Origin of the sequence: Maribacter sp. HTCC2170 (assembly GCF_000153165.2) — a bacterium.
Classification (GTDB): domain Bacteria; phylum Bacteroidota; class Bacteroidia; order Flavobacteriales; family Flavobacteriaceae; genus Maribacter_A.
Window position 1 is genome coordinate 2,271,249 of the sequence record NC_014472.1, and the last position, 13,752, is coordinate 2,285,000.

9 protein-coding genes, 2 tRNA genes and 2 rRNA genes (1 of these 13 cut by a window edge) are annotated in these 13,752 nt (G+C 38.3%); 9 read left to right on the forward strand and 4 right to left on the reverse strand.

Annotated elements, in window-relative coordinates; all coding sequences use genetic code 11:
• Positions 1–116: 116 nt before the first annotated feature.
• Entirely contained in the window at positions 117–1,811 is a 1,695-nt protein-coding gene (gene lysS, locus FB2170_RS10030) for a lysine--tRNA ligase (protein WP_013306445.1), read from the reverse strand.
• A 255-nt stretch (positions 1,812–2,066) separates the two neighbouring features.
• Between lysS and FB2170_RS10035 the strand changes: the two genes are divergently transcribed.
• From FB2170_RS10035 to lipB, 4 genes are all read left to right on the forward strand, one after another.
• Positions 2,067–2,981: a hypothetical protein gene (locus FB2170_RS10035; protein ID WP_013306446.1), complete on the forward strand. Its 915-nt coding sequence runs from the start codon at positions 2,067–2,069 to the stop codon at positions 2,979–2,981.
• Positions 2,982–3,092: 111 nt separating this feature from the next.
• Complete coding sequence (locus FB2170_RS17245; protein ID WP_083802959.1) at positions 3,093–3,248, forward strand: YqaE/Pmp3 family membrane protein; 156 nt, start codon at positions 3,093–3,095, stop codon at positions 3,246–3,248.
• 6 nt (positions 3,249–3,254) lie between these two features.
• On the forward strand, positions 3,255–3,992 hold the full coding sequence (locus tag FB2170_RS10040; protein ID WP_013306448.1) for a hypothetical protein: 738 nt from the start codon (positions 3,255–3,257) through the stop codon (positions 3,990–3,992).
• A gap of 13 nt (positions 3,993–4,005) precedes the next feature.
• Complete coding sequence (lipB, locus tag FB2170_RS10045; RefSeq protein WP_013306449.1) at positions 4,006–4,722, forward strand: lipoyl(octanoyl) transferase LipB; 717 nt, start codon at positions 4,006–4,008, stop codon at positions 4,720–4,722.
• A 39-nt stretch (positions 4,723–4,761) separates the two neighbouring features.
• Here the strand turns inward: lipB and FB2170_RS10050 are convergent, their stop codons facing one another.
• The 3 genes from FB2170_RS10050 to FB2170_RS10060 all read right to left on the reverse strand — a co-directional run bounded on the left by FB2170_RS10050 (position 4,762) and on the right by FB2170_RS10060 (position 8,742).
• Complete coding sequence (locus FB2170_RS10050; RefSeq protein WP_013306450.1) at positions 4,762–5,451, reverse strand: hypothetical protein; 690 nt, start codon at positions 5,449–5,451, stop codon at positions 4,762–4,764.
• 202 nt (positions 5,452–5,653) lie between these two features.
• Positions 5,654–8,116: a hypothetical protein gene (locus tag FB2170_RS10055; RefSeq protein ID WP_013306451.1), complete on the reverse strand. Its 2,463-nt coding sequence runs from the start codon at positions 8,114–8,116 to the stop codon at positions 5,654–5,656.
• A 29-nt stretch (positions 8,117–8,145) separates the two neighbouring features.
• Positions 8,146–8,742 (reverse strand): ribonuclease HII, encoded by a 597-nt coding sequence (locus FB2170_RS10060; RefSeq protein WP_013306452.1) that lies wholly within the window; start codon positions 8,740–8,742, stop codon positions 8,146–8,148.
• 145 nt (positions 8,743–8,887) lie between these two features.
• Here FB2170_RS10060 and FB2170_RS10065 point away from each other — a divergent pair, with 145 nt between their 5' ends.
• From FB2170_RS10065 to FB2170_RS10085, 5 genes are all read left to right on the forward strand, one after another.
• Positions 8,888–10,876, forward strand: coding sequence for a putative porin (locus tag FB2170_RS10065; RefSeq protein WP_013306453.1), 1,989 nt, complete (start codon positions 8,888–8,890; stop codon positions 10,874–10,876).
• A 453-nt stretch (positions 10,877–11,329) separates the two neighbouring features.
• A 16S ribosomal RNA gene (locus tag FB2170_RS10070) occupies positions 11,330–12,858 on the forward strand.
• A 132-nt stretch (positions 12,859–12,990) separates the two neighbouring features.
• A tRNA-Ile gene (locus FB2170_RS10075) sits at positions 12,991–13,063 on the forward strand.
• A gap of 121 nt (positions 13,064–13,184) precedes the next feature.
• Positions 13,185–13,258, forward strand: a tRNA-Ala gene (locus FB2170_RS10080).
• 131 nt (positions 13,259–13,389) lie between these two features.
• Positions 13,390–13,752 (forward strand): 23S ribosomal RNA (locus FB2170_RS10085) (it continues 2,469 nt past the right edge of the window).
• The 16S and 23S rRNA genes sit together here with 2 tRNA genes alongside, the layout of an rRNA operon.

Here is a 13,752-nt window from a genome sequence, read left to right on the forward strand (position 1 = left end):
AGATTTTCATAAAAATAGGGAATTTTAAATGTGGAGCAAGCGAAAAATTAGACTAACAACAATTGCTGCCTGTTTAATGCTCGTTTTAATTTGAAGAATTTCTTCTAAGACGAATACTAAGATTTCAGATGGACGGTCTTAGAAGGGCCATCAACAACAACCTTGATTAAATCATGTTTTGATAAACCTTTCATTGATTTATCCCATTTTTTGCCACTGAGTCCGGCTTTAGATTTTAGCTCTGCCAAATCCATCTCGCCTTCTGGTTTTAGAAGATCTAGAATTGTTTTTTCTTCTTCGGTCAGTTCAATCTGTTTTTTCTCTGGTCGCATCTGCGGGAAAAACAATACTTCCTGAATTGAAGAATTATTTGTCATAAACATCACAAGGCGGTCTATTCCGATGCCAATACCAGATGTTGGGGGCATACCATATTCCAAGGCACGAAGAAAATCATAATCAATGAATTGGGTCGCCTCATCATCTCCTTTTTGTGCAAGCGCCAATTGATGTTCAAAGCGCTCTCGTTGATCTATGGGGTCATTTAGTTCAGAATAAGCATTGGCTAATTCGCTTCCGTTGACCATCAGTTCAAAACGTTCTGTAAGTCCAGGTTTAGATCGATGCGCCTTCGTCAACGGACTCATTTCCTTGGGATAGTCGGTGATGAAAGTAGGTTGTACATATAAATGCTCACACTTCTCACCAAAAATTTCATCGATTAGTTTTCCACGCCCAAAACTCTCATCTACTTCCAAATGAAGCTTTTTGCATACTTCACGCAACTGGGCTTCGTTCATTGCCGATACGTCAAAGCCCGTATGGGTTTTAATGGCATCTAGGATAGGGACCCTCGGGTAAGGGGCTTTAAAATCAATTTCCTTGTCGCCAACGGTAACCTTGGTACTACCGGTAGCATCTTTAGCCACTTTTTCAAGCAACTGTTCCGTCATGCCCATCATCCAATTATAATCTTTATACGCCACATACAATTCGATCATTGTGAATTCGGGATTGTGGGTGCGGTCCATACCTTCATTCCTAAAGTCCTTAGCAAATTCGTATACCCCATCAAAACCTCCGACAATTAATCGTTTTAGATATAATTCATTGGCAATTCTTAAATATAAAGGAATGTTCAGCGCATTATGATGGGTAAGAAATGGTCGTGCAGCTGCACCTCCTGGAATGGGCTGTAGAATAGGGGTTTCTACCTCTAAATACCCCTTGTTATTTAAAAACTCACGTATGCTATTGGTAATCTTGGTTCGTTTAATAAAGGTTTCCCTGACAGAAGGGTTTACAACCAAATCAATATAGCGTTGACGGTACCTTAATTCTGGGTCGTTGAATTCATCATATACATTACCCTCACCATCTTTCTTCGGTAGTGGCAAAGGTCGCAATGCTTTACTAAGCATGCTGAAATCCTTCACCATTACGGTTTTTTCACCAACTTGGGTGGTGAAGAGTTCACCTTCAATTCCGATGATGTCGCCTATATCAAGTAATTTTTTATAAACTTCATTGTATTTGGTTTTGTCCTCGCCAACACAAATTTCATCTCTATTGAAATAAACCTGAATACGACCTTCACTATCTTGTAATTCTGCAAATGATGCTTTTCCCTGAATACGGCGAGACATTAATCTACCAGAAATTATAACTTTTTTGCCCTCTTCATAATTCTGTTTGATGCTATTTGATGTTGCATCAACAGGATATAAAGCTGCGGGATAAGGGTTGATACCCAATTCCCTTAGTTTTGTCAATTTTTCCCTCCTTATTACTTCTTGTTCCGAAAGTTGCATGTTCTGATTGTTAAGCCTGCAAAATTACATTATTTAAAAAAAGAGAAAAGACACTTCTTCAATTATTACAGTTATTTGTTGTCCTCTACTTGGGATTCATGATAAAAATCATAGAATAAGCACCAAAACAGTACTTGTTTTGTAAAGTTATATTGATTGGTCTCTTGAAAACAGAAACACCGAATCGTATGACAAGTGATTCAGTTAAAAATTAGCTGGATAAACTATTTTTTTTGAATCTTAAATATTCATTAAATGAAAAAAGTTATAATAGGTATTATAGTTGCTTTAGGTGTTAGTTTTGGCACATTTGCCCAAGATTTAGCTCCATATATTAAAATTGTTGAGACTGATGAGTCCATTGAACAATCTTCCGAAAAGATTATAACTGCACTTGAAGAAAATTCCTTTCAAGTATTGGGGTCTTACCATCCTGCAAATAGAAGTTCTTTAAAGGTGATTACATTTACTAGAGACGATTTAAAAAATAATGTTGTAAAGATAAGTGATAGAGGCGCTCTTGCAGCAGTATTCAAAGTTGGTTTGGTGCAGAAAGATGGTAAAGTAGTAATCTCTTACACAAATCCGGATTATATATTAAGAGCTTATTTAAGAGGTAATTATAATTCTTATAAAGGGACTTTTGAGAAATTCAGTACGGATTTGAAAACAACTTTCTCCGCCATTGGCAGTGAATTTGTTCCTTTTGGTGGTACTGTGGCTGCAGATAAACTTAAGAAATATCATTATAAAATAATGATGCCTTATTTTACTGACCCTGTAGAACTTAATGAGTTTGCTTCTTTTGAGGACGGCTTGAAAACCATTGAGGACAATTTAAAAGCGAAAAAAGGACAAACCGTACAAGTGTATAAATTGGTTTATCCAAATAGCAAAATTGCAGTCTTTGGTGTGGGTCTGAAAAGTAAAGAAGACGGTGAATCACATTTTTTACCTAAAATAGGAATTGATCACGCTGCAGCTTTACCTTATGAAATTATTTTGCAAGGTAGCACGGCCACTATGCTTCATGGTAAATATAGAATTGCGCTACATTGGCCGGAGCTCACTATGGGTACATTTATGAAAATAATGAGCACGCCTGGTGATATTGAGGATACTTTGGAAGAATTGTGTAAGCCAACAAGTGATACAGATTCTAGTAAATGATTCAAATGAATTCATAGGAAAGGCTCTTTGTTTTTAAAGAGCCTTTTTTCAATGTAACAAATAGGGTGATTTTGCGTCAAATAAGTACATCAATCAAAAAATCCTACAACTATGAGTTTTATTCGTGTGCTTTTGGCCATTTTGTTTCCACCCCTGTCCGTCATCGGAAAAGGTTGTGGTTCATTCTTAATTGTTTTACTTTTGACATTCTGTGGATGGGTCCCAGGAGTTATTGCTGCCTTGGTCATTCTGAATAATCCAAATTAATACAATATGTTTAAATTTCGTTTCTGGTCATTACTAATGGTTTTGGCCCTTGTTTCTGCGTGCAATTTCACTGAGGAAATATATCTTAAGGATGATGGTTCGGGCAAAATATCAATCAATTTTGATGGTTCTGAAATGATGGAAATGGCCGGTGAGGAAATGATGAAAGGCGGAGAGAAAGCCATTGATTCTGTTATCTCCTTCAAATCGTTTCTAGAAGAAAAGAAAGATAGTATTGCGACCTTGTCTCAAGGGGATCAGGCTAGATTAAAGAAATTGGAACCTTTTAATATGCGCATGGTCATGAATCCTGAGACTAAGGTCATGAAGTTTGATATGTATAGTGAGTTTGAAAATTTGGATGAGGTAGGCGATGCTTTTAATACGTTTCAGGATGCCAGTAGTATTGGTCCTGGTTCAAAAAACCAAGCATCTTCTAGTGGTGTGGGGACGCAAAGTACTCAAGTAGAGTATTCATTTGATTCAAATTCTTTCAAGCGAACCGCAAAAATTGTTGATAGTGTTTTGCAGAAGCAAGCTTTAGATAGTTTGGCCGGGGCCGAAATGTTTCTTTCAAGCTCTATGTATAAACTAAAATATCATTTTCCAAGAAGGGTGAAATCTTCGTCAGCCCAGGCAGCAACGTTTAGCGCTGATGGTAAGACATTGTTTTATGAGGTTAGTTTTCTTTCCTATATGAAAAACCCTGATACACTAAATATTGAAGTAGAACTAGAGGATTAATACCTTTGCTTCGATGAACAGGCAAATAGCACTACAGGATTTAGGACTTAAAGACTACAAAGAAACTTGGGACTACCAAGAGTTTTTATTTCAAAATACTTTGGACATTAAAATTAAGAACAGGAGGGAAAATACTAAGCTATCTACTCCCAATCACTTTCTTTTTGTTGAACATCCCCATGTGTACACTTTAGGGAAGAGTGGTGATATTGATAATCTTTTAGTAGATGAAAAAGTGCTCGCTGAAAAAGGGGCTACGTTCTATAAAATAAACAGGGGCGGTGATATTACGTATCACGGTCCTGGTCAATTAGTTGGTTACCCTATACTGGATTTGGATAATTTTTTTACCGATATTCATAAATATTTGAGACTGTTGGAGGAAATGGTGATTCTTACTTTGGCTGAATATGGATTAAAGGCTGAACGTTCAGATGGGGAAACAGGCGTTTGGTTAGATGTTGGTACGCCTTTTGCTCGAAAAATATGTGCTATGGGTGTACGTGCTAGCCGTTGGGTGACAATGCATGGTTTCGCATTAAATGTAAATGCTGATCTAGGTTATTTTGATTTGATGATTCCTTGTGGCATAAAAGGAAAAGCAGTTACTTCCCTCAATGTGGAATTAGGAAAAGAAGAAGTTTCGCTAAGTGAGGTGAAAGAGAAATTGCTAAAGCATTTTTCTAAGCTTTTTGAGGCAGAGTTTATAAAACAGAAAACCGAGGTTTAAGCCTCGGTTTTCTGTTTCTATAGAGTGTTGCTCACACATTTATTTACTGTATTTGGTCAGCACTGTTGTGCCCATTGATTTGCCGTTCTTGTTAAAACTTTCCTGTTTGATCATTCCAACACCTTCGGCAAACCAAACCCGAGAGGGGAACGATTGTTTTACCATCATTGCCTTCATTTTGTTTTCGCTATATATAACATAGCAATCAAATGTACCTGCAGGAGTAGTGACACTTTCCTTTTTTTCAACTTTTCTATTAATCATGTCAACGGTCGTATTCATATTAATGCCGCTCATACTAATTTTGATAGAAACATTCGCGTCCGATAACGCTTGTCCTACCGAAAGATCATTAGGTAATTCAAGGTCGGTTCCTGAAATATCCATTTCCATTCCTTCATACTGTTCAAACATACTACTAGGAACAAGGGATTTGTAGTCTACAGTTACCATATTCCCAGAACAGGTAAAATTATAGTCTGTTTTGTAGATTTCTTTTCCTTTTTCATCCCTCAGTTCAATAGCCATTGTTGCAGCGGTAACATCCCCCGAAGTTTTTACGTTCGATACTAAATAGGTGGCAATACCTTCAGTTTTGCCTTTTTTATTGTAGTTAGTGTATTGCATTGTAGCGCCTTCAACCATAGGATAATATTTACTGCAGTTTTGTGCCGCAGCAAATGAAGTGGTAAGTAAAATGATGCCAAATAAGAAAAGTATTTTTTTCATGATAGTGTTTTATTTAATGTCCTTTAAAGATAAGTATTAATATAGGTTGAATCAAGAAGGGTTTGTTTTCTTTTTGACTGAATATGTTCCCTCCAACGATACAATTTAGAAATGAAAAACTTGAATCTTATTTGATTTGATATGGTTGGAAGTCAATAATGTATGTTCGGTATAAAATAGTTCATAACTGGTACAAAGAAGGTTAATTCAATTGATATACAATTATTGAATTCTTCTGGTCTTGGGCAACCACTTCTAGTTTTCTGTCGTTTTCCATATCGGTCAAATCAATTAGAGAAGAACCAAAGACCGGAAAATTTGATATGGGTTTTGCCTGACTATCGAAAAGATATATTTTTTGGTTCTGAACATCGGTAACGCTCACATATATTTTATCATAGATGTAGAAAATTTTGGGTTGGGAATATACTCCAAAATCAAGCTCTACTTTTTTACCTTTAATACTCAAAATGTTGTCATTCATGTAGACGAAGGTTTTACTCGTGGCATCAATACCATGATCCTCATTTAATCTAAGGTTGGTAGTGTTTGATTTGCCATTAGTGTTTATTTGGTGAAGCACACCTTTTTTGTCAGTTAAAACAAACTTGTTCTTATATAAGTAAATTTCATTCTGTGAAAAATCAATTTTTTCGGTTATTCGTGTTCTAACATTCCCAACACGATTAAGAATTTTTAAGCTGCCATTTTCCAAGGCAAAAAGTAAATAATCTTTTCCCGAAAGAGCCAGATGCTTTGGTGCTTTTGAAATGGGGCTTTCTGTCGTAGTATATTTGAAACCACTTACGATTGCCCCTTTATTATTGTACATAAAAACCTTGTCCCCTTGAGTGACTACAAATCTATAATCCTTTTTATTTTCATAATCAAAAACGGCCAATTCGTTGAGGTTTCCTCCATCAAACTTTATCGTAAAAGGTTTTACCTCTTTTCCATTTCTGTCGATAATTAAAAATTTGTTATTTGTGGCGAAAGCCAACTGTAAACGTTTGTTTTTGTAAATATCAACTTGGTGGATTTTACCTTGAATCTGACTTTCAAGTTGCTTTTTCCATAAAACCTTCCCATTCGTTGATATCAAGTAAAGATTGTTGTCTTGGTCCTGTACTACAATTTCTTTTTTGTTGGTTCTGTGATTGGTTACAAATTGAGGGTTTGTTGCCAAATCAGTGTCCAGCTCCAAAGTGAATAAAGTGGCGATTGAGTTTATTTTCGATTTTCTACCCGTTTTTTGAATGGCAATATTGGTGTGAAAAAAGCCTTGATCAGCTACAAATTGGGCAGCAAACGTATTTTTGTCCAATTTTGCATCTTTGAAATCGTTAAAAACATCTTTAGAGAAATCGTCATTCAAAAATTGTTCAATACCTGTTGAATTGGAAATAAAAAGTATCGACGATTCTTCGGCAAGGACATCTTTTGCAGAAGCAAAAACATTGGTTTTTTCAAAAGTCAACCCGGTTTTGTTCGTATTGATTATCAATTCTATAGCCTTTCTGGTTTCAGCAAAAACAAAAGCATTTTCAATTATTGTGCAGAAATTTGCCTTAAAATCGGTGATTAGCGGATTCAAATATATAGTTAGAAAATTGGGATTGTTCAATTCTAAAATCTGATTCCCTTGGTATTCTGTTTCAGATTTTTTAATGCTGGTAACGTACTCAGAAAGTTTTTCTGAACCATATGTGTTCAAGAGAACTGATTTGCCTCCATCCAAATAAATAATTCCGACTTCTTCAACCGTGTTCAAAAGAGAATCTTTAGATGATTCTTGATTTAAATAAACCTGTTGATTTGCTGCAAAGAAGCTATAATCGTCAAAAGTAAAAGAGAGGATGGCATTAGTCGATTTTGGCGCGAACGCGGGAGTGATGCTGCTTAGGGGACTGGTTTGTCTAAATAGGTTTAAATAGTTTTTTGTTGAATCATTTGCCACAGAAATCCCATTAAAAGTAATATGATTTTGATTTGCATTGACATCCGCAAGTATCCAGTCAGAAAAATTGGAAATTATAACTTCCGATTCTTTTTTTAAGAATGTTTTGGACAGTCCTGTACTTTTTTCAAGATTGATAAATATAGATGCGTTTTTAGCCGGACTTGCAGTTTTATAGAGCTTTTCTAAAGTGGTAGAAGTTTGGGTTTGACCAAGATACTTGATTAGGTTGTCTATTATGGTTTGGGAAGAGCTTATAGTAGACTTTCCATTTAAAGACATACCGTAGAATACATTGTCATCCAAATTGTACTTGAAAACTTCATGATTTTCAAGAAGAATCCGTTCTTTTTTAATGTTTTGAGTGCTGTCCAGTGCGAAGGTGCTGGTTGAGTCAGTGGTTACAAAAGTGAATTCAAAATTATCGGCTCCTAACTCGGAAAATGCCAAAAGTGATTCGGTTTCAGAATTGACCAGATCAAGATGTTTTATGTCACTTAGCACTGATTCGTAAATTCCAAAAGATTCCAATTGAGAAATGAAATCGTTGTTCCTTAGATTACTTTTAAAACCATCTAGGTTGTTTATTTTAACAATAATTGATGCATTTTTGGGAACAAAATCTAGAAGAGAATAGGCCTTATTTTGTTTTTGGGAACAGCCAATTATTATCAATGTAAGTAAGCCAATAATAAATCTATGATTCATCAAAAAAGATTTAAGGCGAAGTTAGTTTTTTAAAGCTTCAGAGTCAACTGTTCTGGTAATTGTCTAAAGCTTTTTCTGTGGTATTTGGTAATGCCGTATTCACGAATAGCTTCTCGGTGTTCTTTAGTGGGGTAGCCTTTGTTTTTTTTCCAATTGTACATGGGGAATTCTTCATGAAGCTGCTCCATGTAACCGTCACGATAGGTTTTGGCCAAGACAGAAGCCGCGGCTATGCTCATGTATTTACTGTCTCCCTTAATAATACATTCAAAAGGAATATCATGATACGGCTTAAATCTATTCCCATCGACAATAATAAACTTTAGGTCATCAGTAAGTTGGTCAATTGCCTTATGCATAGCCAAGATTGAGGCGTTTAGAATATTAATTTTATCAATCTCTTCCGGAAAAATATGGGCTACTCCAAAACAAACTGCACTTTGTTCAATTATGGGTTTTAATATAGTACGCTTGTTTTCAGAAAGTTGCTTCGAATCATTTAGCATCACATTTTTAAAATCTTTGGGTAAAATCAGGGCCGCAGCTGTAACTGGGCCCGCTAGACAGCCACGTCCAGCTTCGTCGGTGCCTACTTCATCTAGGGTATGGTAAAATCTTTTTAGCATTTAGCAACTATTGATTATTGACGAATATAATTTTTTTGATTTAATCCAAGGCATAAGAACCCGCCAAGAATAATTAATACTTGTTGTAAAAACTTTCACATTATATTAGGAACAAAAAAATTAACTTTGCGCCGTAACCTGTTTTATGAAATACTTTTTCCTACTGCTATTTGTGTTAAGTTTCCCATTTCTCCATGCTCAGGATGACTCTAATCCGTCTGGTCGAAAACCTGTCGCTGGTGGAAGTCAGGAAAAGGGGAAAAGTAATTTGCCTTCAGCCGGTGCCCTGGGAATAACTATAAAGGATTACAAGATTATATCCCATGCTAGGGATACAACTTACCTAGATACAACCCTGACCATTCAAAAGGAATATAAATACAACTATTTGCGAAAAGATAATTTTGAATTGATGCCTTTTTCTAATATCGGGCAACCTTACAATAAACTCGGTGTAGATTTTGAAAGAAACCATTTATATCCTTTAATTGGAGCTAAAGCAAAACATTATAATTATTTTGAAGTTGAGGATATTGATTATTATAATGTTGCAACCCCAATGTCTGACTTGTTTTTTAAAACAACTTTGGAGCAAGGTCAATTACTTGATGCCCTATTAACATTTAATACTTCAAGACGGTTTAATTTTTCATTGGCTTTTAAAGGGTTTCGTTCTTTAGGTAAATATCAATTGGACCAGGCGCAATCTGGTAGTTTTAGAACTACCGCCAATTATATTTCTAAAGACAGTCGTTATAGCTTTAGGGCTCATATTGCCGCGCAGGATATCAAGACCGAAGAAAACGGCGGTCTAATTTCAAAGGAAGAACAGTTTGAGGATGGTGATGAAGATTTCTTTGATCGTTCACGAGTTGATACAAGACTTATCTCGACCGACATTGGGGAAAACAAGATTTTGGGGAAACGATATTTTTTGGAGCATCAATATAAGCTGTTGAGAACTAGAAAGGATTCAAGTAATGTTGAAAAGACTTCTCTTGCCATTGGACATACGTATAATTACGAGACGAAATATTACCAATACAAGCAGAATGCCTCAAATGAATATTTTGGATCTGTTTTTGTTTCTCCCGTACATGACAAGGCAAGTTTAAGGGCTATGTACAATGAACTCTATGCTGAGTTCTATAATGCTACTTTGGGTAGATTACAGGGTAATTTAAGTCTTTACAACTACAATTATTTTTTTAATAGTTTGGTTGTTACCCAAGCTGGTCAAGAAATTCAAAACCAATTGAAGGGAAATGAAATAAGCCTTGGTGCCAAATACACCAAGACTATTGGAGGGTTTTTGGTAAAGGGTAGCGGTAAATATAATCTTTCAGGAGACTTAACTTCCAGTATTTTGGATGCCTCTGCATGTTATATACTCAATGAAAACAATAAAATAGATTTCTCATTACATTCGTCAGCCCGAATGCCAGATTTTAATTTTTTGCTATATCAGAGCGAATACGAAAATTATAATTGGCAGAACACTTCAAACTTCGAAAATCAAAAAGTAAATAGTCTAAGTTTTAATTTTGATTCAAATAAGTGGGGTAATCTGAATGCTAAATATTCCACTTTGGGTAACTATACCTATTTTGGTATTGACCCGAATCAAGCGTTAATTGCCGGTCAGGAGCAAGCGACTATTAAGCCATTTCAGGAATCAAGTAGTATAAGTCATTTGAAGGTTAAGTATAATAAGGAAATCAAGTTGGGTGGTTTTGCCCTCAATAATACCATAATGTATCAAAGTGTTTCGCAAAGCAACGATGTGCTCAATGTGCCTCAATTGGTGACTAGAAATACGTTGTACTTTTCTACAGATGCGTTTAAAAAAGCAATGTACTTGCAAACAGGTGTGACATTTAAATATTTCACTGCATATAATATGGATGCTTACAATCCGGTGCTAGGAGAATTCTATATTCAGAACGACGAGAAACTGGGTGGTTTTCCCATGCTGGACTTTTTTATAAACGCAAGAATACAACAAACTCGAGTTTATCTGAAAGCTGAACATTTTAATTCGTCGTTTACTGGTTATAATTTTTATTCGGCACCAAACTACCCTTATCGGGACTTCGTTATTCGTTTTGGTTTGGTTTGGAATTTCTTTTCATAGTTGTTTGGCACCTTGCTTCAAATTGCTTCTTAGCACTTTATAGATCCTATTATATTTCATTTATAGGCGGACAATGATATTATAAAGGAATTTCACCAATTTAAATTATCGTGTTTAATGATTTTTTTCAGGTATTGGTTGTTGCTATTCAAGGGGTTAGGAAGTAATTAAAAAAAAGTTACAAAAAAAATTGATTTAGGTGTTGTGTAAAGAAAAAAACCATCTTATATTTGCACCCGCTTTGGGACACAGGGGCTGTGATTAGCAGTTTAGTTAGAGGTGTTTTTTTAGCGGATGGCCGGGATTGTTTTCGGTCATATTTTTGAAGTTCATTGGAATATTGTAAAGACAGCGTATATGATCCGAGAGGGTCATGTATTATAAGAATTTGAATCGAGAGACGGGATCGTGTGATTTTTCAGGGAGTTGGATGCTTAAATTATATAAGAATCAACGATGAAGAGTTTGATCCTGGCTCAGGATGAACGCTAGCGGCAGGCCTAACACATGCAAGTCGAGGGGTAACAGGGAGTGCTTGCACTCTGCTGACGACCGGCGCACGGGTGCGCACCGCGTATGGAATCTGCCTTTTGCAGGGGAATAGCCCAGGGAAACTTGGATTAATGCCCCGTGGTACCTTTATATAGCATTATATTAAGGTTAAAGTCTTCGGGCGGCAAAAGATGACCATGCGTCCCATTAGCTGGATGGTAAGGTAACGGCTTACCATGGCTACGATGGGTAGGGGCCCTGAGAGGGGGATCCCCCACACTGGTACTGAGACACGGACCAGACTCCTACGGGAGGCAGCAGTGAGGAATATTGGACAATGGAGGAGACTCTGATCCAGCCATGCCGCGTGCAGGAAGACGGCCCTATGGGTTGTAAACTGCTTTTATACGGGAAGAAAAAAGGGTACGTGTACCCTACTGACGGTACCGTAAGAATAAGGACCGGCTAACTCCGTGCCAGCAGCCGCGGTAATACGGAGGGTCCGAGCGTTATCCGGAATTATTGGGTTTAAAGGGTCCGTAGGCGGGCCATTAAGTCAGAGGTGAAAGTCTGCGGCTCAACCGTAGAATTGCCTTTGATACTGGTGGTCTTGAGTTATGGTGAAGTGGCTGGAATATGTAGTGTAGCGGTGAAATGCATAGATATTACATAGAACACCGATTGCGAAGGCAGGTCACTAACCATATACTGACGCTGATGGACGAAAGCGTGGGGAGCGAACAGGATTAGATACCCTGGTAGTCCACGCCGTAAACGATGGATACTAGCTGTCCGGGACTTTAAGTTCTGGGCGGCCAAGCGAAAGTGATAAGTATCCCACCTGGGGAGTACGTTCGCAAGAATGAAACTCAAAGGAATTGACGGGGGCCCGCACAAGCGGTGGAGCATGTGGTTTAATTCGATGATACGCGAGGAACCTTACCAGGGCTTAAATGCATATTGACAGGGGTAGAGATACCTTTTCCTTCGGGCAATTTGCAAGGTGCTGCATGGTTGTCGTCAGCTCGTGCCGTGAGGTGTCAGGTTAAGTCCTATAACGAGCGCAACCCCTACCGTTAGTTGCCAGCGAGTCATGTCGGGGACTCTAACGGGACTGCCGGTGCAAACCGTGAGGAAGGTGGGGATGACGTCAAATCATCACGGCCCTTACGTCCTGGGCCACACACGTGCTACAATGGCCGGTACAGAGAGCAGCCATCTGGTAACAGAGAGCGAATCTATAAAACCGGTCACAGTTCGGATCGGGGTCTGCAACTCGACCCCGTGAAGCTGGAATCGCTAGTAATCGGATATCAGCCATGATCCGGTGAATACGTTCCCGGGCCTTGTACACACCGCCCGTCAAGCCATGGAAGCCGGGAGTGCCTGAAGTCCGTCACCGTAAGGAGCGGCCTAGGGCAAGATCGGTAACTAGGGCTAAGTCGTAACAAGGTAGCCGTACCGGAAGGTGCGGCTGGAACACCTCCTTTCTAGAGTACCGACGACCGAAGAAGGTCTTGATCGGTCCCGTTTTTTCGATTTAATTTAAACACTGTCTTTATGATTACGATATATTAAGTAAATACCATTGATGATGATCGTCGATCGTCTGAGTGTAGGACAGTCCATAGCTCAGCTGGTTAGAGCGCTACACTGATAATGTAGAGGTCGGCAGTTCGAGTCTGCCTGGGACTACAGTGTCCGAGCATCCTTTAAGTGGGTGGGCTGGACGACGTTCATTGATTGAAGTATTGGAAATTCTGGAAGTTGGGTCAACTGTCGACTATAAACTGGCGACTGCCAACTTATAGGAAACGGGGGATTAGCTCAGCTGGCTAGAGCGCCTGCCTTGCACGCAGGAGGTCATCGGTTCGACTCCGATATTCTCCACATTGGCCTTATGGCCACAAGTTCATTGACATATTGGGACAGGGTATGTATACTTAGGTATATGTACTTTGAAGAAAACACGAATTTTTTAAGTAAAGTAGTACGAATAGAATAACGATTAAAAGGTCTGGCGACAAGCTAGATAAGGGCGTATGGGGAATGCCTAGGCTCTCAGAGGCGATGAAGGACGTGATAAGCTGCGAAAAGTCGCGGGGATCGGCACACACGATATGATCCGCGAATATCCGAATGGGGCAACCCGGCATGTTGAAGACATGTCATGCCGTAAGGCAAGCAAACCCGGTGAACTGAAACATCTAAGTAGCCGGAGGAGGAGAAAACAAAAGTGATTCCGATAGTAGCGGCGAGCGAAATCGGATTAGTCCAAACCATTGTTGTTTCGGCAATAATGGGGTTGTAGGACCACGACATTCGACGTGTGATGAACTAGAACGCTTTGGAAAGAGCGACCATAGAGGGTGATAGTCCCGTAT